The organism is Ancylobacter sp. FA202 (genome assembly GCF_000380205.1).
GTDB lineage: Bacteria > Pseudomonadota > Alphaproteobacteria > Rhizobiales > Xanthobacteraceae > Ancylobacter.
Genome location: NZ_KB904818.1, coordinates 472,307 through 492,488 on the forward strand (window position 1 = coordinate 472,307; position 20,182 = coordinate 492,488).

19 protein-coding genes are annotated in these 20,182 nt (G+C 66.5%); 4 read left to right on the forward strand and 15 right to left on the reverse strand.

Annotated features, from left to right (window positions below; translation table 11 throughout):
* Positions 1-263 precede the first annotated feature (263 nt).
* Complete coding sequence (locus tag A3M1_RS0102095) at positions 264-1,577, forward strand: NtaA/DmoA family FMN-dependent monooxygenase (protein WP_026221091.1); 1,314 nt, start codon at positions 264-266, stop codon at positions 1,575-1,577.
* Between the two features lie 148 nt (positions 1,578-1,725).
* Here the strand turns inward: A3M1_RS0102095 and A3M1_RS0102100 are convergent, their stop codons facing one another.
* The 7 genes from A3M1_RS0102100 to A3M1_RS0102130 all read right to left on the reverse strand — a co-directional run bounded on the left by A3M1_RS0102100 (position 1,726) and on the right by A3M1_RS0102130 (position 7,436).
* Positions 1,726-2,493, reverse strand: coding sequence for an amino acid ABC transporter ATP-binding protein (locus A3M1_RS0102100; RefSeq protein ID WP_018387296.1), 768 nt, complete (start codon positions 2,491-2,493; stop codon positions 1,726-1,728).
* Positions 2,490-3,257: an ABC transporter permease gene (locus A3M1_RS0102105; protein WP_018387297.1), complete on the reverse strand. Its 768-nt coding sequence runs from the start codon at positions 3,255-3,257 to the stop codon at positions 2,490-2,492. The genes A3M1_RS0102100 and A3M1_RS0102105 overlap by 4 nt, the downstream gene beginning before the upstream one ends.
* Positions 3,254-3,982: an ABC transporter permease gene (locus A3M1_RS0102110; RefSeq protein ID WP_018387298.1), complete on the reverse strand. Its 729-nt coding sequence runs from the start codon at positions 3,980-3,982 to the stop codon at positions 3,254-3,256. The genes A3M1_RS0102105 and A3M1_RS0102110 overlap by 4 nt, the downstream gene beginning before the upstream one ends.
* A gap of 29 nt (positions 3,983-4,011) precedes the next feature.
* Entirely contained in the window at positions 4,012-4,851 is an 840-nt protein-coding gene (locus A3M1_RS0102115) for an ABC transporter substrate-binding protein (RefSeq protein ID WP_018387299.1), read from the reverse strand.
* Between the two features lie 44 nt (positions 4,852-4,895).
* Complete coding sequence (locus A3M1_RS0102120; RefSeq protein ID WP_018387300.1) at positions 4,896-6,215, reverse strand: NtaA/DmoA family FMN-dependent monooxygenase; 1,320 nt, start codon at positions 6,213-6,215, stop codon at positions 4,896-4,898.
* Between the two features lie 214 nt (positions 6,216-6,429).
* A complete protein-coding gene (locus A3M1_RS0102125) occupies positions 6,430-7,080 on the reverse strand; it encodes a hypothetical protein (protein WP_018387301.1) in 651 nt (216 codons plus the stop codon).
* A 44-nt stretch (positions 7,081-7,124) separates the two neighbouring features.
* Complete coding sequence (locus tag A3M1_RS0102130) at positions 7,125-7,436, reverse strand: hypothetical protein (protein ID WP_018387302.1); 312 nt, start codon at positions 7,434-7,436, stop codon at positions 7,125-7,127.
* Between the two features lie 266 nt (positions 7,437-7,702).
* Here A3M1_RS0102130 and A3M1_RS0102135 point away from each other — a divergent pair, with 266 nt between their 5' ends.
* Positions 7,703-7,969 carry a hypothetical protein gene (locus tag A3M1_RS0102135; protein ID WP_018387303.1) on the forward strand — a complete coding sequence of 89 codons (267 nt, stop codon included), beginning with the start codon at positions 7,703-7,705 and terminating at the stop codon, positions 7,967-7,969.
* A 32-nt stretch (positions 7,970-8,001) separates the two neighbouring features.
* On the opposite strand, the gene A3M1_RS0102140 is transcribed toward A3M1_RS0102135, so the two are convergent.
* Positions 8,002-8,256, reverse strand: a complete 255-nt coding sequence (locus A3M1_RS0102140; protein WP_026221092.1) for a BrnA antitoxin family protein — start codon at positions 8,254-8,256, stop codon at positions 8,002-8,004.
* A gap of 208 nt (positions 8,257-8,464) precedes the next feature.
* Here A3M1_RS0102140 and A3M1_RS0102145 point away from each other — a divergent pair, with 208 nt between their 5' ends.
* A complete protein-coding gene (locus A3M1_RS0102145; protein WP_018387305.1) occupies positions 8,465-9,097 on the forward strand; it encodes a pyridoxamine 5'-phosphate oxidase family protein in 633 nt (210 codons plus the stop codon).
* Positions 9,098-9,123: 26 nt separating this feature from the next.
* Here A3M1_RS0102145 and A3M1_RS0102150 read toward each other — a convergent pair whose 3' ends face one another.
* From A3M1_RS0102150 to A3M1_RS0102180, 7 genes are all read right to left on the reverse strand, one after another.
* On the reverse strand, positions 9,124-9,498 hold the full coding sequence (locus A3M1_RS0102150) for a Na+/H+ antiporter subunit G (RefSeq protein ID WP_018387306.1): 375 nt from the start codon (positions 9,496-9,498) through the stop codon (positions 9,124-9,126).
* A 7-nt stretch (positions 9,499-9,505) separates the two neighbouring features.
* Positions 9,506-9,775 (reverse strand): K+/H+ antiporter subunit F, encoded by a 270-nt coding sequence (locus tag A3M1_RS0102155; protein ID WP_018387307.1) that lies wholly within the window; start codon positions 9,773-9,775, stop codon positions 9,506-9,508.
* Complete coding sequence (locus A3M1_RS0102160) at positions 9,772-10,260, reverse strand: Na+/H+ antiporter subunit E (RefSeq protein ID WP_018387308.1); 489 nt, start codon at positions 10,258-10,260, stop codon at positions 9,772-9,774. Before A3M1_RS0102160 ends, A3M1_RS0102155 begins: the two co-directional genes overlap by 4 nt.
* Before the next feature lie 7 nt (positions 10,261-10,267).
* Positions 10,268-11,797: a monovalent cation/H+ antiporter subunit D gene (locus tag A3M1_RS0102165; protein ID WP_018387309.1), complete on the reverse strand. Its 1,530-nt coding sequence runs from the start codon at positions 11,795-11,797 to the stop codon at positions 10,268-10,270.
* Positions 11,794-12,192, reverse strand: coding sequence for a Na+/H+ antiporter subunit C (locus A3M1_RS0102170; RefSeq protein ID WP_018387310.1), 399 nt, complete (start codon positions 12,190-12,192; stop codon positions 11,794-11,796). Before A3M1_RS0102170 ends, A3M1_RS0102165 begins: the two co-directional genes overlap by 4 nt.
* 3 nt (positions 12,193-12,195) lie before the next feature.
* The gene (locus tag A3M1_RS0102175) at positions 12,196-15,051 is read right to left on the reverse strand and encodes a monovalent cation/H+ antiporter subunit A (RefSeq protein WP_018963911.1); all 2,856 of its coding nucleotides are present in this window, start codon (positions 15,049-15,051) and stop codon (positions 12,196-12,198) included.
* A 547-nt stretch (positions 15,052-15,598) separates the two neighbouring features.
* Positions 15,599-16,987 (reverse strand): Nramp family divalent metal transporter, encoded by a 1,389-nt coding sequence (locus A3M1_RS0102180; RefSeq protein ID WP_018387312.1) that lies wholly within the window; start codon positions 16,985-16,987, stop codon positions 15,599-15,601.
* Between the two features lie 695 nt (positions 16,988-17,682).
* On the opposite strand from A3M1_RS0102180, the gene A3M1_RS0102185 reads away from it, so the two are divergent.
* Positions 17,683-19,965, forward strand: a complete 2,283-nt coding sequence (locus tag A3M1_RS0102185) for an FdhF/YdeP family oxidoreductase (RefSeq protein ID WP_018387313.1) — start codon at positions 17,683-17,685, stop codon at positions 19,963-19,965.
* Positions 19,966-20,182: the final 217 nt, after the last annotated feature.

A 20,182-nucleotide genomic window follows, 5' to 3' on the forward strand; every position in this document is an offset into this window, starting at 1 on the left:
CCCTTTCCCCCCGGTGCAGCGCACATAGCAATTTGTGCGCCGCACCTGCTCCGGCGCGGTCTTGCGCGTCTTTGAGCCCGCTCCGGGCGCGGCGCGCCCTTCCCATCGGGCCCGATTGCACAGTGTTTGCCCACGCCCCTGTGCTCTGCCCAATGTTGAGCCGCCCTTGAGCGGAACATCGCTTGGGCTTTTCGCAATGGTGGCGGCGCGGAGCCCCGGCCTAGGCTGCCGCTTCGTCTTGAGCAGGCAGATGGGGCAGCGTCATGAGTCCACGACCGTTACACCTCGGGTGGTTCACCAATTTCGCGGTTGATGAGTGGACGCGGCCCTTCACCGGCGGCGGCGGCGACCCATGGGACGGAAAATTCTACATCGACATGGCGCAGGCCATGGAGCGGGCCTGCTTCGACTACATCATGCTCGAAGACACGCTGATGATCTCCGAGGCCTATGGCGGCACTAACGAGGTCTATCTCAAGCACAACATCATGGGGCCGAAGGCGGACCCCTCGCCGATGGCGGCGCTGATCGGCGCGAACACCAAAAATCTCGGCGTGGTGGCGACCTTCTCCACCATGGCCTACCCGCCCTTCATGCTGGCGCGGCTGTGCTCGACGCTGGACAGCCTCTGCAAGGGGCGTTTCGGCTGGAACATCGTCACCACGGGCGAGGACCTCGCTGCCGAGAATTTCGGCATGGACAAGCTGCCGCCGCGCCAGGAGCGCTACGACATGGCGGACGAGTATGTGGAACTGTGCAAGCAGCTCTGGGGCAGCTGGGACGCCGACGCGGTGGTGCGCGACCACAAGACCGGCACCTATGCCGACGCCTCCAAGGTTCGGCCGATCCATTTCGAGGGCAAGTATTTCAAGAGCCGGGGACCGCTGAACTGCGTGCCCTCGCCACAGCAGCGCCCCGCCTTCGTGCAGGCCGGCGGCTCGCCGCGCGGGCGGCAATTCGCGGCGATGACCGCCGACAGCATCATCGCCCCCTCCATGGGCGTCGCGGGGCTCAAGGCTTATCGCGACGACGTGCGGGCGCGGGCGGAAGCCGGCGGGCGCGACCCGGACGAGATCAAGGTGCTGTTCGTCGTCGCCCCGATCCTGGGCGAGACCGAAGAGGAAGCGAAGGCCAAGGCCGCGCGCATCATCGAGGCGCCGGATTATTGCGAGAAGGCGCTGGCGCTGATCGCCGCCATTACCGATATCGACTTCTCGACATTCGACCTTGATGCCCCCCTGCCCCACCTCACCACCAATGGCGAGCAGGGCTCGCTCGATGCCTTCCAGCAGACCGGCTCGGGCAAGACGCTACGCCAGCTCTGCGCCGACCAGCTCTCCCGCGGGCTCGACGGCCTGATCGGCACGCCCGACCAGGTGGCCGAGCGCATGGGTGAGGTGATGGCGGAAGTGGGCGGCGACGGCTTCCTCATCACCCGCCCGTTCACCGCCAATATCAGCCGGCAATACATCACCGATATCTGCGAGGGGCTGGTGCCGGCGCTGCAGCGGCGCGGCCTCGCCCGCACACGCTACACCGAAGGCGCCACGCTGCGGCAGATGCTGCGGGAGTTCTGAGGGGCTCGCTGGCGAATGACCCCAAGAAGTGTCATCCCGGAAGGACCGCAGTCCTGACCGGGATCGCGTGCGTCCGCCTGAGGACGATCCCGGCTCTCCGCCTTCGGCGGCGGCCGGGATGACGTTTACCCAGCGGAGGCCGCGCTTCTCAGCGCAGGATCTGCGCGAGGAAATGGCGCAGGCGCTCGCTTTCAGGCGCCTCGAAAAAGCGCGCCGCGTCGCCCTCCTCGACGATCTCGCCCCGGTCCATGAACACGCAACGATCCGCCACGCGGCGGGCGAAGCCCATTTCATGGGTGACGCAGATCATGGTGACGCCGCTGGCAGCGAGTTCCTCGATCACCCCCAGCACCTCCTTCACCATTTCCGGGTCAAGCGCCGAGGTCGGCTCGTCGAACAGCAGGATGCGCGGCTCCATGCACAGCGCACGGGCGATGGCGACGCGCTGCTGCTGGCCACCGGAGAGCCGCGCGGGGTATTTGCGGGCCTGATCGGCCAGATGCACCCGCTCGAGATGCGCCATGGCGAGCTTTTCCGCCTGCGCCTTCGACAGGCCGCGATTGAGCCGCGGCGCCAGCATGCAGTTTTCCAGCGCGGTGAGGTGCGGAAACAGATTGAAGTGCTGGAACACCATGCCAACTTCCTGGCGGATGTCCTGCACCGTGCCTTCATCATTGGTCAGCGCGATGCCATTGACGACGATGCGCCCGGCATCATGGCGCTCCAGCGCGTTGATGCAGCGGATAAGGGTCGATTTGCCCGAGCCGGAAGGGCCGCAGATGACCACCTTCTCGCCGCGCCGCACCTGAAGGTCGACGCCAGCCAGCGCCCGATGCGCGCCGTAGCGCTTCACCACCTGCGCGAGCAGGATGGCAGGCTCGGCGGCAGGCTCGGCAGCGTGGGGGCGCGGGATCATGGCGTCACCTTCGCCCGGCCGGCCAGACCCTGCAGCGCCTGCCCCGCCGGGATCGCGAGGGGGGCATCCTCGGCATTGTGGCGGCTCAGCCAGCGCCCCCAGACGGTGAAGCCGACGCGGATCAGATTGACGAAGGCCCAGTAGAAGGCGGCCGCGCACAGAATGGGCGTGAACGGGTCGTAGGTCTGCTCGAAGATGGAATTGGCCACGGCCATCAGGTCGGTGATCGTCACCACCGAGACGATGGCGGTGCCCTTGACGAAGCTCACCACCTCGTTCTGGTAGGCCTTCAGCCCATAGCGCAAAGCGAGCGGCATCCGCACCCAGAGGAAAATGTTGCGCCGGGTGATGCCGAGCGCCTCGCTCGCCTCGACAATGCCGTGCGGCACCGCCAGCAGGCTTCCACGCAGCACCTCGACCATATAGGCGGCGTGGTTGAGGCTGAGCGCGACAATGGCGCAGCCGAAAGGCGAGCCGAAAACGATCCAGAACGGGCCATTGCGCAGCGCCTCGATCTGGCCGAGGCCGTAATAGACGAGATAGAGCAGGATCAGCAGCGGGGCGCCGCGAAAGAACACGACGAAGATCTCCGCCGGCAGCGCCAAAGCCCGCCGCGGCGACATCCGGGCGAAGCAGATCGGAAAGGCCAGCGCCAACCCGATGATGAGCGGCAACGCCGTGAGGAACACCGTCACCATCAGCCCATCGAACAGCGCCGGCAGGCTTTCCCAGGCGAGATCGAGATCGATCGGCAGCGCGTTCATGCCTCGGCCTGCGCGGGCGAGCGGACGGGCGCGCGGCGCTGGCCGCGATCGAGGCGCTCCTCCAGCCGGTTGGCCAGCCAGAGGCTGGCGGCGCTGAAGGCGATGAAGACCAGAGCCGTGGCGACGAAGAAGATGAAGGGTTCCTTGGTGGCCCCGGCGGCGATCTTGGCGGCTGCGACGAGGTCCTGCAGCCCGGCCAGAGAGACCAGCGGCGTCTCCTTCAGCATGAAGCTCCACACATTGACCAGGCCCGGCAGGGCCAGGCGCATGACCTGCGGCAGGATCACCCGCCCCCACATGATGAAGGGGGGAATGGCGAGCGCGCGGGCGCCCTCGAACTGGCCCTTCGGCAGGTTCTCGATCGCCCCGCGCACCAGCTCGGCGACATAGGCGGAGTAGACGATGCCAAGCGCCGCGACGCCGGCGCCGAAGGGGGAAATGTCGATCCGGGCGCCGAACTCGCCCAGCACCGCCGCCAGCATGGCGCTACCGCCATAGAAGATGAGGAAGATCACCAGCAGCGAGGGCACGCCCATGAAGATGGAGGCATAGACCCGCCATGCCGCGCGGACGAGGCGGCTGCGCGAGAGCGTCGCCACCCCGATCAGCACGCCGAGCACGAAGGCCAGCGCGAAACTGGCGAAGAACAGCTCCAGCGTGATGAGCGCTCCCTCGCCGAGCTGGCGCAGATAGCCTGCCAAATCGGCAAGGGAGAGGTTGGTCATCCGCCGTTCTCCGGTGGGGCGCGGTCAGGTCACTTGTCGCAGGGGGCTTCCGCCGCCAGCGTGGCCACCGGCACGTATTTCTTGCGGATGGTGGTGTAGGTGCAGTCCTTGATCATCTCGGCCAGCGCGGTGTTGACGCGCTTGACCAGCGCTTCGCTCTTCTTCGGAAAGATCCAGCTATAGCCGCGCTCGGCCTCGGGAATGGCGGGATCGCCCAGCCAGTGGTCGCCGCCGGCGAGCATGTAGTCCTTGCCCTCGGGCTTGGCGATCAGCTCCAGCGTCCAGTTGATCTTGGAATCGAACACCAGGTCGAGCCGGCCGGCCAGCAGGTCGAGCTTCATCTGGTCGGGATTGTCGTAATAGACCTCGACGAAGGTGTCCTTGCCGAAGTGCTTGTGGATGTAGGGCACCATCGAGGCGCCCCGCTGCAGGGCGATGCGCAGGCCCTTGCCGGTGACACCTTCCTTGGTGAGCGTGTAATTGCTGTCCTTCTTCACGATGAAGGTCGCCGGATTATAGACGATCGGCGTGGCGAACAGCGCCTTCTCGACCCGCTCGGGGGTCGGCGAGATCTGGGTGACGATGCCGTCGAACTTGCCCTGCAGCATGGACGGGATCAGCGCCTTGAAGTCCATGACCACGATCTCGCAGTCGGCGCCGATGCGCTTGCACATTTCGCGCGCCAGCTCCGGCTCCATGCCGGTAAGCGTGCCTGAGGCCTCGACCATGGAGAAGGGCGGGTAGACGCCCTCATTGCCAAGCTTGAGCTTTTCGGCCGAGGCGGCCGACAGGCCGGCGCTGGCGATGAGCACCCCGAGGGCGAAGGCACCGGCCCGGCGGAGAGGATGATGCGGCAGGCATGTGATCATCGGCGTCTTTCCATCAGTGGGGGCGAGGGTTCGGTGCTGGGGGGTCAGAACTCGGTCAGCGTGTCGCGCAAATGCTGGTGGCTATAGGCGGCGCGCGTCAGGCCGCGGCGCTGCAGCACCGGCACCAGCCCGTCGGTGATGGTGGAGACCGAGCGGCGCGAGACATCCGACAGCGCGATGAGGAAGCCGTCGCCGCCGATTTCCTGCATGATCTCGTCCATCTGGCTGGCCACGCTGTCCGGCGTGCCGACGACATCGACGCAATAGCCGCAGCTGACATGGTCGATCATCGCCTCGCGCAGCGGCTTGTCGCCGGCGCGGGTGAGGAACTGGGAGAGGCTCGACTGGTGGCCGTTGGTGGTCAGGCTCAGCTGGCTCACCGGCGTGTCGAGATCGAGGCTGGAGAGGTCGAGATTGGTGCTCCAGCCGAAGCGGGCCATGCGGGCGTCGAGATTCTGCGCGGCGGAGACGCGGCGCTGCTCGGCCGCCCATTTCGCCTGGTCCTCGGTCTCGGCGACGATGGGCGAGAGCAGGAACAGGATCTTGCAGTCATCGGGGTTGCGGCCCATCCCCGCCATCTGGGCGCGGACATCGTCGCGGTACTGCTTCATCGCGGCGACGCCGTTCGGCGCGGCGACGATGGTGTCGGCATGGGTGGCGGCGATCTTGCGCCCGCTCTTCGAGCCGCCGGCCTGAGCGATCACCGGAATCCCCTGCGGGCACGGCCCGGAATTCAGTGGCCCGCGCGAGGCGTAATGGGCGCCCTTATAGTCGATGGTGTGGACCTTGGCCGGGTCGATCAGCACGCCGTTTTCAAGGTCGTTGATGATCGCGCCCGGCTCCCACGAGCCCCACAGTGCCTTGACGATGTCGATATATTCCTCCGCCATCACATAGCGCTGGTCGTGCTCGGGCAGCTTATCCATGCCGAAGTTCTGGGCGGAAAAGTCGGACGAGCCGGTCACCATGTTCCAGCCGGCACGCCCGCCCGAGATCTGGTCGAGCGAGGAGACGATGCGGGCGGTGAGGTAGGGATGATAGGCGAAGGTGGACAGCGTCGGCACGATGCCGAGCTTGCGGGTGGAGGCGGCCAGCAGGGTGGCGACCACGCTCGGTTCCTGCCGGGGAATGCAGATACCGCCCTTCAGGAAGATGTCGCGCGAATTCTGCCAGTTCTCGCCGACATAGATCGAATCCTCGATCAGGAGATAGTCGAAGCAGGCCCGCTCCATCGAGCGCACGAGGTCGACGAACAGGTCGGCGCCCATCCAGTCCTGGCCGATATTGCCAGTCCACGGCTCGCCCCAGGCCTGGATGCTGGAGCCCTGGAGAAACCAGGCGAGATGGAAAGGATTCGCCGTCATTTACGCACCTTTGTCCTGATCCGCGCGCCGACTTCCATCGACACGCACGGCAGGTTAAAGGCGCGACACCCGGGGGGAGTATCGCCAAGAGGCGAAGCTTGGTTGTCTGCTTGAGAATTAAGCCTGCCTAAAGAAGGCGCAGAATGTGCCCTTTGCTGTCAGGCCACAAAAAATGCCGGGCCCTTTCGAGCCCGGCATTCCTCTAGCGGAAGGGTCACGCGCGATAGCGCGCGCGCTCCTTCTGCACTTCCGGCGCGGTATAAGCCGGCGCATCGGGGTCAAAGCGGGTCCAGCCCTCGTCGCGATAGACGCGCTCGCGCGCCGTCACGTCCACCGCCGCCTCGTCGTCGAGAATGGCCTGGGCCTCGGCCTCATGCTCGTCGGGAACGCGAGCGGAGACAACGGTGCCGCCACGGCGCACGCCCTCGGCATAGACATGGGCCCGCTCCTCGGGCACGCCCTCGGAGGTCATCGCGCCGACCATGCCGCCGACCGCGCCACCCGCCGCCGCACCGGCGACGAGGCCAGCACCGGTGGCCACCAGCCAGCCGGCCGCAACGACCGGGCCGACGCCGGGAATGGCCATCAGGCCAAGGCCGGTGAGCAGGCCGCCGGCGCCGCCGAGAACGGCACCAATGCCGGCGCCGGTCGCCGCACCCTCGCCCGCATGGCTCTCATCATGCGCTTCAGCGCGGGTGTCGGCACGAGCGTCTGTCCGCGTGGCCGTGGTGTCGCGGCCATACCAGTCATCGGCATTGTTCGCGACGAGACTGATCTGGGCACGGTCGATGCCGAGGGCCTGAAGCTTGTTCACGGCCGTGAGGGCGTCGTCATAATTGTCGAAAAGTCCGGAAACGGTCGCCATGATGGGGTCCTCCCAGCGGATCCTGTCGGGGATCCTGGTTACATTCACTTCGGAAAGACGTTGCCCTGATAGTCGAGCGCGACGTCGTGCGGGGCGCCGGCCTTCATGGCCTTGCCGCGCCAGACACCGTCGGCATCCTTGGCAAGGCCGGTCACATCGGCGAAGCCCCGCGCCTCGATGCGCTCCTTGGCCTGCGCCTCGGTGAAGCTGTTGGCGCCCTTGGCCGGCATCGCAGGCTGGGTCGCGCTCTCGGTGGTCACGGCGGGGGTAGCCGGATCCTGAGCGGCCGGCGGGGTCTGGGCCCAAGCGGGAACAGCGATCGCGACCGCAGCGAGAATGGGCAGAACGTGCTTCATTGGATGGCCCTCTGATCACAAAATGTGAAGAGTGAACGCCATTTAGGCAGAACAGTTCCGTGCCTTCGCCACGCTGGGAGCTGCGGCTATGGAAGGTGCAGGGTACGGACAGGTAGGACGATGGGGTAAGCGGAAGGCGGCTGGGAAAACCGCGCCGCACGGGGCGCTGGCCATCGCCAGGCCTTGACCATGGACCTTTACGATGGCCCTTGAACCGGCCGGCCGGCGCGCTTGATTACTCAGCGGGCACGGTGCAAGGAAATGCCATGAACAACCGCCTTCCCGTCACGGCCATCCTCACCGCGCTGGCGCTCTCTGCCAGCGTAAGCGTCGTCGCGGCGCAGTATTCGGGCAATCCCGGCTTGCGCAATCCGGGCGCCACGACGCCCACTCCCAAGCAGGCCGGCAAGCCGCCGAAGACCTGGCAGCCCGCGCCTCAGCCGCCGCCGGCGGCGCGCCAGCTCAATCCCAATCCGAGCTGCGTCACCCTGCCGTGCAACGCCCCGCCGATCATCCTGCGCGACCCGTCCTGAGTCGAGGTCCGGCGCGGCGCCGGGCGGGAGCCTTAGAGCCCTGCCGCCTTGCGCAGGGCGGCATTGACGCGCTCCTGCCAGCCGGCGCCATCCTTCTGGAAATGCTCCAGCACCTCCCGGTCGAGCCGCAGGGACACCATTTCCTTGGCGTTTGGCAGAGCCGTGGATTTCGCCGCTGGCGCGGCCTCCGGCAGTTTAGGCGCGGTCTTGGCGGTGGCGCTCTTGAAGGCCGCTTCCGCGACATCGCGGGCGGAGCCGATGGTGCGTCGTGTGGGGGTCATTGCCATAGGGGGTCCTCGAATCTCCTGGAGACTACAACTCAACCCCGCCCGCCCGCCAGCCTGCGGGAAAGGTTATCCGGTGCGGGCACACACCCTGAAGGGAAGCCGCTCACAGCCGCGCGACGTGGCGGGAAAAAATGCGCGGGCGCCCTTGCGGGGCGGCACCCGCCCACCCACCCTGCGGGAGCCCGCCTTCCTCGGGTGGAGATTTCCCATGTCCTATGGCTTCCTCGACATCGCGATCACCCCCAGCGTCCGCGCGGCGCAGGAACAGATGGGCGTCGACCATCTGTGGGCGGATTTCCGGGGCGAGCGCGCCTCCGACCGCTTCACCCGCAGCGAAGAGCTGTTCATCGCGGAGCGCGACAGCTTCTACATTGCCAGCGTGTCCGAGACCGGCTGGCCCTATGTCCAGCACCGGGGCGGGCCGCGCGGCTTTCTGAAAGTGATCGACGAGCGCACGCTCGCCTTCGCCGACTACAGTGGCAACCGCCAGTATATCAGCACCGGGAACTTCGCCGCCAACAGCCGGGCCTGCCTGTTCCTGATGGACTATCCCCGCCGCACCCGGCTGAAGATCTACGCCCATGCCGAGGTTCTCGCGCTCGACGCCGAGCCGGAGCTGACGGAGAAGGTGAGCCCGCAGGGCTACCGCGCCCGGCCGGAGCGCCTGTTCCGGCTGCGCCTCGACGCCTTCGACTGGAACTGCCCGCAGCACATCACACCGCGCTTCACCGAGAGCGAGATCGCGGAGGCTGTCCGCCCGCTGCGTGACCGTCTCGCGCAGCTGGAAACGGAAAATGCCGAATTGCGCGCCCGCCTCGGCGCGGAGGGAAAAGCCGACTGAGGCCCCGACGCCGGGCGGTGCCGGCTTCAAGGGCCCTTGGCCGGGCGCGGGGGCTGAAGCGTCGCCCAGCCGGTGTCCTCGCCCGCCGGCGTGATCTCCCGGCGCTCGCGCGCGCTTCGCAGGATATGCGCCTTGGCGATCATGTTGGCGCTGATCGGCGCGGTGAGAAACAGGAACAGCGTGATCAGCAGCTCATGGATGGAGAGCTGGCCGTGCTGGGTGCCGAAATACAGCATCGAGGCGATGAGCAGGCTGCCAATGCCCAGCGTGGTCGCCTTGGTCGGCCCGTGCAGACGGCGCATGGTGTCCGGCAGCTTCGCCAGACCGAGCGAGCCGACCAGAAGGAAGAACGCGCCGATGAGGAGCAGCGCGCTGATGGTCAGTTCGACGACGAACGACATGGGGCCCTCACTCGATCACATTGCCGCGCAACAGGAATTTGCAGAACGCCACCGTGGTCACAAAGCCGACCATGGCGAAAAGCAGCGCCACCTCGAAATACATGGTGGTGGCGAAGATCACGCCGAACAGGACGATGAGGCCGATGGCGTTGATCGCCAGCGTGTCCAGCGCCAGGACGCGGTCGGGGGCGTCCGGCCCCTTGAGCAGCCGATAGAGCGTCAGCACCAGCGACAGGCCGACAGCGCCCACGGCGATCATCGCGGCGGTGGCGATCATTCGAAGATCCTCTTCAGGCGGCGCTCGTACCGGCTCTTGACGGTGGCCACAACCTCGTCCGGGTCCGAGGCCTCCAGGCAATGCACCAGCAGCGAGCGGCCATCGGCGCTGATGTCGGCGCTCACCGTGCCGGGGGTCATGGTGATGGTGCCGGCGAAGACGACGATGGCCTCCGGCGTCTTCAGTTCCAGCGGCACGGTGACATAACGCGAGCGCAGGCTACTCCCCCGCCGGAACAGGATGAGCCAGGCCACCTGCACGTTCGACACCACGATGTCCCACAGCACGATGAGGACATATTCGGCGATGATGAACGGTGCCTTCAGCCGTACCCGGTCCGGCCAGAACCGGGCGGTGTACCAGGGGATGAGCAGGCCCAGCGCGACGCCGAGGACCACGCCGCCGGCGCTGATCTCATTCAGCAGCAGCGACCAGACCACCGCGATGATGACTGACAGGACGGGATGAGGGAGGAGCCGCGCCATCATCGTCTCACTCCCCCAGCCCGGCGGAACGTTGGTTCGTCGGGCCCAGAACCGCCTCGACATAGGAAGCACGGTCGAGCGACTGCCGGGCGGTGGCGTCCATCCAGACCATGGCCGGGCCGGCGGCACCGGTCCAGGCGCCGGTCAGCGCAAGCAGAAGCACGATGGCGGTAAGCGGCAGGATGGCGAGCGGGCGGCGCGTCTCGCTGCTGGCGGGACCGCTCGCCCAGAACAGCACCGAACCCGCCCGCACAAAGCCGAGAGTGAGGGCAAGGCTGGAGCCCAGGATCAGCGCCCAGAGCCACGGCCAGCTCGCCGAGGACCGCACCGCCTCCAGGATCATCACCTTGCCGAGGAATCCCGACAGCGGCGGCAGCCCGACCATGGCCACCGCGCAGAGCAGGAACAGGCCGCCGACCAGCACCTCGCCGCGCATGGCAGGGCCCGGCAGCAGGCGATCGCCCGTGGCGCCGCGCCCTTCCAGCACCAACCCGGCGAGCAGGAACAGCGCCGCGCCGGCAAGCGAGGAATGGACGATATAGTAGAGCGCGGCGGAAACCCCGGCTTGGTCGAACAGCCCCAGCGCGATCAGCAGCGTGCCCATGGAGGCGACGATGGCGAAGGCGGAAAGGCTGCGCAGGCTGCGGCTGCCGACCACGCCGACCGTGCCTAGCAGCAGCGTCACCACCGCCGCCGGCAGTACGAAGGGCGCGGCGACTAGCGCCAGCGCGCCCGCTTCCGCGCCGAACACCAGCCCATAGACGCGCAGGATGGCGTAAGCGCCAACCTTGGTCATGATCATGAAGATAGCGGCAGCCGGGGCGGAGGTGGCGGCATAGGTGGCCGGCAGCCACCAGTGCAGCGGCACCAGCGCCGCCTTGGTGGCGAACACAAGGAACAGCAGCAGCGCGCCGGCCTTCAACAGGCCCTGATCGGCCGGCACTACCTCCGGCACCTTCAGGGCGAGATCGGCCATGTTCAGCGTGCCGGTGACGGCATAGATCAGCCCGACGCCGATGAGGAACAGCGCCGAGGCGATGAGGTTGATGGCGACATAGTGGAAGCCCGCCTTCAGCCGCGCCGGGCCGCCGCCATGCAGCATCAGCCCATAGGAGGCGATCAGCATCACCTCGAAAAATACGAACAGATTGAACACGTCGCCGGTGAGGAAGGCACCGTTGATGCCCAGCAGCTGGAACTGCAGCAGTGTGTGGAAATGCTGCCCGCGCCGGTCCCAGCCGGCGGAAGCGTAGAGCACGACGCAGAGCGCGAGCAGCCCGGTCAGCACCAGCAGGGTCGCCGACAGCCGGTCGAGCACCAGCACGATGCCGAAGGGGGCGGGCCAGTCGCCCAGCCGATAGGCCTGCGGCACCCCGTCGGACGCTGCGACCGCGAGGCCGATGGCCACCAAGAGGCCGAGCGCGGTGGCGACGATCGAGACGATACGCTGGGCCTGCGGCCGGTGGCGCAGCGTCAGCAGCAGGAAGGCGGCGGTGAAAGCCGGCAGCACGGCCGGCATAATGATCCAGTTGTTCATGCCCGTGCGGCCCCGTCCCGCTCGCGCCGGGCATCCTCGCCGGCCGGCGCCGGGCCATGCTCCTCGGCCGCATCGGCAAGGCTGAGATCGGTACGGTCGGAGCCGGTCTCCAGAAAGCCGCGCAGTCCCAGCACCACGATCAGCGCCGTCATGCCGAAGGAGATGACGATGGCGGTCAGCACCAGCGCCTGCGGCAGCGGGTCGGTATAGGCCGCTCCCGCCGTGATGATCGGCGGCCGGTCGACGGTGAGCCGGCCCATGGCGAACAGGAAGGCGTTGACCGCATAGGAGAGGAAGGTCAGGCCGACAATGACCGGAAAGCTACGCCCCTGCAGGATCAGGAACAGGCCGGTCGCGGTCATCAGGCCGATGGCGCTGGCGACGAGCATTTCCATGGCTCAGGCCTCCCTCGGCTGGGGGTGCGGGGGCGCCGCCGCGAGCGGCAGATCCATCGGCTGTTCCGGCGTCGGCAGCGGATCCACGCTCTGGCCGACGCGCGACAGCTGCGACAGCGAGAGCACCATCACCCCAACCACGGTGAGGAAGACGCCGAGGTCGAACAGCAGGGCGGAGGCGAGCTCGAAGGTGCCGACGACCGGCCAGGTGAAATAGCCGAAGGTGCTGGTGAGGAAGGGCTTGCCGAACGCCCAGGCCGCGATGCCGGTGAGCCCGGCAATGCCAATGCCGGCGCCGATCATCGCCTGCGAATCCAGCCGCTTGCGATCGGCCACCCAGCGATAGCCGGAGGCGATATATTGCAGCATCAGCGCGATCGCCACCACGAGGCCAGCGATGAAGCCGCCGCCCGGCTGGTTGTGCCCGCGCAGGAAGATGAAGACCCCCACCGCCAGCGCCAGAGGCAGCATGGCGCGCGCCGCGACCACCAGCATCGGCGGATGGGCGTCGCCCGATTCCTGGGTCGGCAGCAGCGCCCGCACCCGCCGCAGCGCCCCGGCCGGCAGCCGGGGGTCAAGCAGGGCGAAAATGGCCACCGCCGCAATGCCCAGCACGATGATCTCGGCGAAGGTGTCGTAGCCGCGGAAGTCGACCAGGATGACGTTGACGACATTGGTCCCACCGCCACCCGGCTTCGACTGCGCCAGGAAATAATCGGCGATCGAGGTGCCGTCGCGCGTCATGACAGCATAGGCGAGCCCGCCGATACCCAGCCCGCCGAGGCCGGCAAGGACACCGTCGCGCCAACGCGCCGGCAGGCTGAATTCACGGGGGCTGGTCTTCGGCAGCAGATTGAGCGCCAGCAGCATCAATATGGTGGTGACGACATCGACCGAGACCTGGGTCAGGGCGAGATCGGGCGCCGAGAACTGCACGAAGCCGAGCGCCACGATCAGCCCGACCACGCTGGTCAGCACCAGCGCCGTCAGCCGCTCGCGGTGCCACATCATGGTGGCGAGGCACGCCACCACCAGCGCCAGCCAGGCGACCATGGCAGGCAGCGTGACCGGGATCATCGCCCGGGTGCCGGCCTCGTGCGCCGCGCTTGCCATGGCATAGACGCCGACCGCGATCAGCGCGGCGAGGATCACCCTGAGATAAAAGGCGAGCGAGCCGTCGTGAAACCAGGCGGTGACGCGGCGGGCGGCGACCACGACGGCGTTAGAAGCGGCCTCGAACAGGGTGAGCGCCTCCGGGCGCGGGAAGAGCCGCCGCAGCGCATCCACCCGCGCCTGCGTCAGGAAGAACACGGCGCCGCCGGCAAAGGCGAGCCCACTCATGACCAGCGCCGGCGTCAGCCCGTGCCAGAGCGCCAGATAGTAGTCCGGCAGCGGGCCACCGATCACCGCGCCGGCGGTCAGCGCCACCAGCCCGCCCGCCACCGCGCCGGGAAATAGGCCGATGGCGAGCACCGGCACGATGAGCAGCGCGACGGGCAGCCACATCCCCAGCGGCGGATCATGCGGGTGATGGGGGTAGTCGTGCCGGACCGGCCCGAGAAAGGTGCGGATGGCAAAGCGCGCGCAATAGGCGACCGAGAGCAGCGCGCCGAGCGTCGCCAGCACCGGGAACAGCCAGGTGATGCCGGCATAGGAGGTATGGGCGGCCTCCTCCAGCATCATTTCCTTCGACAGGAAGCCATTGAACAGCGGCACGCCTGCCATCGAGGCGGTGGCCAGCATGGCCAGCGTCGCAGTGATCGGCATCAGGCCGACAAGCCCGCCGAGCCGGCGCACATCGCGCGTGCCGGCTTCATGGTCGACAATGCCGGCACTGAGGAACAGCGCCGCCTTGAAGGTGGCATGGTTGAGTATGTGGAACACCGCCGCCACCGCCGCCATCTTCGTGCCGAGGCCGAGCAGCATGGTGATGAGGCCGAGATGGCTGACGGTGGAGAAGGCCAGCAGGCTCTTCAGGTCGTCGCGGAAATTGGCGATCCACGCGCCGATCACCATGGTGGCGAGTCCGACAGGCGCGACGATAAGGAACCACGCTTCGGTGCCGGCCAGCGCCGGCCACAGCCGCGCCAGCAGGAAGATTCCCGCCTTCACCATGGTAGCCGAATGGAGATAGGCCGAGACCGGGGTCGGCGCCGCCATCGCATGCGGCAGCCAGAAATGGAACGGGAACTGAGCGCTCTTGGTGAAGGCGCCAATCAGGATCAGCACCAGCGCCGGCAGATAGAGCGGCGAGGCCTTGATCAGGTCGCCGCGCGCCAGGATTTCGGAGATCTCGTAGCTGCCGGCGATACTGCCGAGCAGCAGAAGCCCGCCGATCAGCGCCAGCCCGCCGCCGCCGGTGACGATGAGGGCCATGCGCGCGCCCTGCCGGGCGTCGGCGCGGTGGCGCCAGAAGCCGATCAGCAGGAAGGAGGTGAGGCTGGTGAGTTCCCAGAACACCAGCAGGAGAATGACGTTGTTGGACAGAACCACGCCCAGCATCGCCCCCTGGAACAGCAGCAGATAGGCGTAGAAACGCCCCATCGGGTCGGCGCGGTCGAGATAGAAGCGGGCATAGACAATGACCAGCAGGCCAATGATGAGGATCATCGCCGCGAAGAAGAAGCCGAGCCCGTCCAGCATGAAGGAGAAGGACAGCTGGATCTGCGGCACCCAGGGCAGGCTGACGCGCACCACCTCGCCGGCGAACACCGCCGGCGCCTGCGACAGCAGCAGGCCGAGCGCCGCCAGCGACACGAAGCCGGTCGCATTGGCGCAGACATCGCGCCCCGAGCGGATGAGGAGCGCGGGCAGAATGGCGCCGAACAGCGGCAGCAGGGGAATGAGCCAGAGCACCATCACAGAGCCATCCCGCGACACGTCCATTCATCCACATGGCGCCCGTGCTGCGCGGGGACCACAGGACTGCCGAGCGGCCTCGCTGGCGCACGCACAGCCAGAGGCCGCCGACGCCGCGCCCGCCGATGAAGGTCCGGGCGCCTCACGGCCAAGCTCTTGAAATGGCAATCGTTCGGAGACAATCGTGACAATCCTGTTCCGCCGCAGTTTCGATAAGACTAGCGGTTGGCCGCTGCGAGCGGGGCAAAGCTCCGGCAAAACGCAATGGGCCGGGCGTCCACGCGGGCACCGCGCGGCGATCTAATAGAGCGAGAAGACGGAAAATGGACGTCAGATAATCTCATGCACGGCAGCTCCTGCGTGGCGGCCCGACCGACGCAAAACCTGCCTCTACTATGATAAGAAGAGACACCCTGCGGCTTTTCTAATGGATCGGGCGGCTGTTGTCACGCCGTTTGAGGCGCATCGGGTCTGATCGCCAAAAAAGGGCCCCGCCTTTCGAGAAGGCGGGGCAGTCACGAGTGCCTCAGGCCCTAGGGAGAGGAATTCAGAGCCACTCGATCCAGATGACATAGGCGCTGATCAGCGCCAGCCCGATTGTGCCGACCCACGCCCAGGCGAACATGAGCTTGGAGGGCATGAATTCGAGCTCTTCCGGCGTCTTGAAGTTGCGCTTCACCGATTGGATGCTGAGCCAGAACAGCACCGGCGAGAACAGCAGCGCCACGAAAGAGGCGATCTGCACCACGAAGATCGGGTTGGGCAGCCCGTAGACGATGCCGATGCCGGCAGCGGTGAGGAAGACCTGGAAGCCGCGATAGATCAGCTTGCGGCGCTCCGGCGTATCGAGCGAGGCGCGCAGCCGCACCGCCGATTCCTCGATCAGCCGCGCCTGCCCGTCATAATAGGTGAAGACGGTAGAGAACAGTGCCGCGACGCCGCCGGAAATGATGACCGGGAAGATCCACGCGCCGAAGGTGTCGGTGTAGATGCGGGCGATGGTCAGGCCCATTTCGCGGCTCGCCGGCACCAGCCCGATCGGGTGGAGGACGGCGGCACCGACGATCAGGAAGATCGCGCCGGTAAGGCCGGAGATGATGTAGCTGATGTTCATGTCGCGCTTGAACAGGATGAAGTAGTTGCGCAGGTAGTTCGGCGCGAGTTCGACCTCGTACCCCTGGCGGCGAAGGTCGTGCACCTTCACCATGCCGGACTTTTTGTCGACCGCCCAGTTGGACTGCATCGGCGCCACTTCGAGCGTCGTCGGGAAATAGCCCCACATGGCGCCGAACAGCAGCGCCGCGCCGATGGGCGGCAGGGTCGGCAGCAGCCGGGACAGGTACTCGCCCGGCGGCGGCGCCTGCAGGACGAAGGCGATGAAGCACGAGACGGCGAAGACGATGATGAGCAGCTTCACCACCGCCTCCACGGCGGCATATTTGCCCAGCCAGAGAATGCCGACGGTGACGAGAAGAATGACCACCGACCACAGTTCCAGCGACAGAAAGGGAAAGGCGGCCCAGATCATGGCGGCGCAGCCCAACGTGCGCCCGGCGATGCCGAAGGTGTTCGCCACCCCCTGGAACATCAGGTACCAGAGCGGCCAGTTGCCCCGGCCCTGCCCGATGCGGTGATAGGCCTCCATGACGGATTCGCCCTTCACCAGCGTGTAGCGGTGGGAGAACTCAAAGGCGCAGTATTTCAGAATATAGGCAAAGGGAATGACCCAGAGCAGGGCATAGCCATATTGGGCGCCGGCTGTTGGGGCGTGCATGATGTGGCTGGCACCGATGCCGGTCATCGCCGCGGCGATGCCGGGGCCCATATTGCGCCAGGTACTGGCCGCGCCGAGGCCCGGCGCTTCCAGGCGAATAGTCTTTGGTGTGTGCGGCGTGGAACCGCTCTGCGCGTTTTCCGCGTCAGTGACGATATTCATGTGGCGTTTCCTCTCCTCGGCTTGCCGAGCCGAACATCAGGTGTGGCAGGTGTTTTTCTCCTTGGCGCACGCCCCATCGAGACGTGGCATACCTTATAACTAATCCATTAGACCTGATGCACGAACAACAGAATCGAATAACTCACGCAATCGTGAGTTTTACTTAATATCTATATTCATTTGTTCATGATATGTTCTTGCTATTGCTTATGAACTAAATATCTATACACAAAAATACATGAATAGAAGTCGGGGCCCGGCGTCGGACCGCCGTCTCTGCCAGCCCCGCGGGGCTGGATCTATGCCGGATTGTCCCGCCGCGCCCGATCACACGGCGTGTCGAAACCAATCAGAAAGGCGCAGCTGCGCCGCAGATGGGAAAGGGGGTGTCGTGGCATAGGAGCGGCTCCTGCGCGGCGGCCCGACCTGCGCAAAAACCTGTCTCGGTCGCCGAGCGCGACGTTGACACCCGACGAAAGGCTAACTCAATTCCGCAGCGGAAGCGACCGTCGAGACGCAGATTAATCGAGAAATCGGGGCTCAGTCCGCGCCGCCGCCCGATGAATGAGCTGTTAAGCCCCTGCCATAGAACAGGTTAGTTACCCCGCCGTCCCTCGATGTGTCGGCCAATTCATCGCGCGCCGGAACCGAAGCGGCGATCGGGTCATTAGCGTCTCACAGCCAGGGAGACCGAAATGACCGAGCGCGCCCGCCACGAAAACTATGATCAACCGGTCGGCGGCTGGGGGTCGGCAAAGTCTCTGCTCAAACACTCCACCGAACAGCACGCCGTCTCCGCCCTCGCCGCTCTGGTGACGGATCACAACAAGACGGGCGGATATATGTGCACCAGCTGCGCCTGGGCCAAGCCGGCAAAACCGCATGCGGCAGAGTTCTGCGAGAACGGTGCCAAGGCCACCTTCTGGGACGTGACCTCCAAGCGAACGACGCCCGACTTCTTCGCCCGCCACACGGTTTCCGAACTGCTCGGATGGTCGGATTACGAGCTGGAGAAGGAAGGCCGCCTCACCCACCCGATGCGCTATGACGCCAGCACCGACCGCTATGTCGAGGTGCCTTGGGAGGAGGCGTTCGCGCAGATCGGTGCCATGCTGCGCGGCTACGCGCCTGATGAGGCTGTCTTCTACGCCTCGGGGCGGGCGTCGCTGGAAACCTCCTACATGTACCAGCTGCTCGCCCGGCTCTACGGCACCAACAACCTGCCGGACAGCTCCAACATGTGCCATGAGACCACTTCGGTCGCCCTGCCTCCAACCCTTGGCACGCCCGTCGGCACCGTTCTGCTGGAAGATTTCGAGCACACCGATTGCATCTTCTCCTTCGGGCAGAATGTGGGCACCAACTCCCCCCGCATGCTCCATCAATTGCAGGAAGCGCGCGAGCGGGACGTCCCGGTCGTCGTGTTCAATCCGCTGCGGGAAAAGGGGTGGGAGGCATTCGTCAACCCGCAGCGGCCGGGCCAGATGCTGACGAATGAGCCGACCCGGATCGCTACCCAATACTACCAGCCGCGCGCCGGTGGCGACATCGCTGCCATGATGGGCATGGCCAAGGCGCTGCTGGCGCTGGACGACGAGGCGCGGGCGACGGGGGGCGAGCGGGTGCTGGACCACGCCTTCATTGCCGAGCACACGGAGGGCTTCCCCGCCTTCGAGGCCCAGGTGCGCGCGACCTCCTGGGAGGAGATCGAGCAAAATGCGGGGCTCGCCCAGGCCGAGCTGGAAGCGGCCGCCCTCACCTTCTCGCGTGCTCGGACGGTGATCGCCATCTATGGCATGGGCCTGACCCAGCATCGGCTCGGCGTCGACGCCATCCAGACGCTGGTCAACCTGCTGCTGATGGGCGGGCATATCGGCAAGCCCGGCGCCGGCATCTGCCCGGTGCGCGGCCATTCCAACGTGCAGGGACAGCGCACGGTCGGCATCGCCGAAAAGGCGGAGCTGGTGCCGCTGGACCGCCTCGCCGAGCAGTTCGGCTTCGAGCCACCGCGCGAGGACGGGCTGAATACGGTGGAAGTGTGCGAGGCGGTGATTGCGGGGAAGATCCGCGCCTTCATCGGCCTCGGCGGCAATTTCGTGCGGGCGATCCCCGAGCGGGAGCTGATGGAGGAGAAATGGCGGGAGATCGACCTCTCGGTGCAGATCGCCACCAAGCTCAACCGCACCCATCTGGTGACGGCGAAGGCGACCTATCTTCTGCCCACCCTCGTCCGTTCGGAAATCGACCTGCAGGCCACCGGCCCGCAGATCGTGACCATGGAGGATTCAACCACCTGCATCCATGCCTCGCGGGGGAAGTTCCAGCCGGCGGCGGAGACGCTGCTTTCGGAGCCGCGCATCGTCGCCGAGATCGCCAAGGCGAGTTTGCCGCCGAACCCGCTTGTGCCGTGGGAGCGCTGGGTGGAGGATTATGCAAGGGTGCGCGAGGTGATCGAGGCTACCTTCCCGGACGATTTCCGCGACTTCAACGCCCGGCTCGACACTCCCGGCGGCTTTCCCCGCCCGGTGGCGGCGCGCGAGCGCCGCTGGGAGACCGAGAATGGCAAGGCCAATTTCAAGCTGCCCAAGGCGCTGTCGGCGAGCTTCGACGATGACTCGGACGCCGATGTGCTACGCCTGATCACGCTGCGCTCCAACGACCAGTTCAACACCACGGTCTATGGCGATGCCGACCGGCTGCGGGGCATCCACGGCTCGCGCCTCATCGTGATGATGAACCGCGACGACCGGATCCGGCTCGGCCTGACCGAGGATGGCAGGGCGCGACTGGTGACGGCGGTCGATGACGGCATCCACCGCGCCATGGGCGGCTTCCAGGTGATCGATTACGACCTGCCGCCCGGCACCTGCGCCGCCTATTTCCCCGAGTGCAACGCGCTGATTCCGCTCTGGCACTATGCCGAGGGCAGCAAGACCCCTGCCGCCAAATCGGTGCCAATTTGGGTGCGCCCGGACTGAGTGGCGCCACCCGCCACTTGCCGGACCGTTGGGGCAGGAACCCGATCCCCGGCCGCGCGTTACGCCACGGAGACGTTTCCCGCTACCGCGCCGCGTCGGATCGCCGATGCGACATCTGTCCTGCTGGGGCGGTGGCCTGTTCTTGACCCCACGACGGGCGCCTCGCGTTCCCTAGCGGGGTCGTCCGCCTGTTCTCTGCGAGGAGGCTTCGACTGGA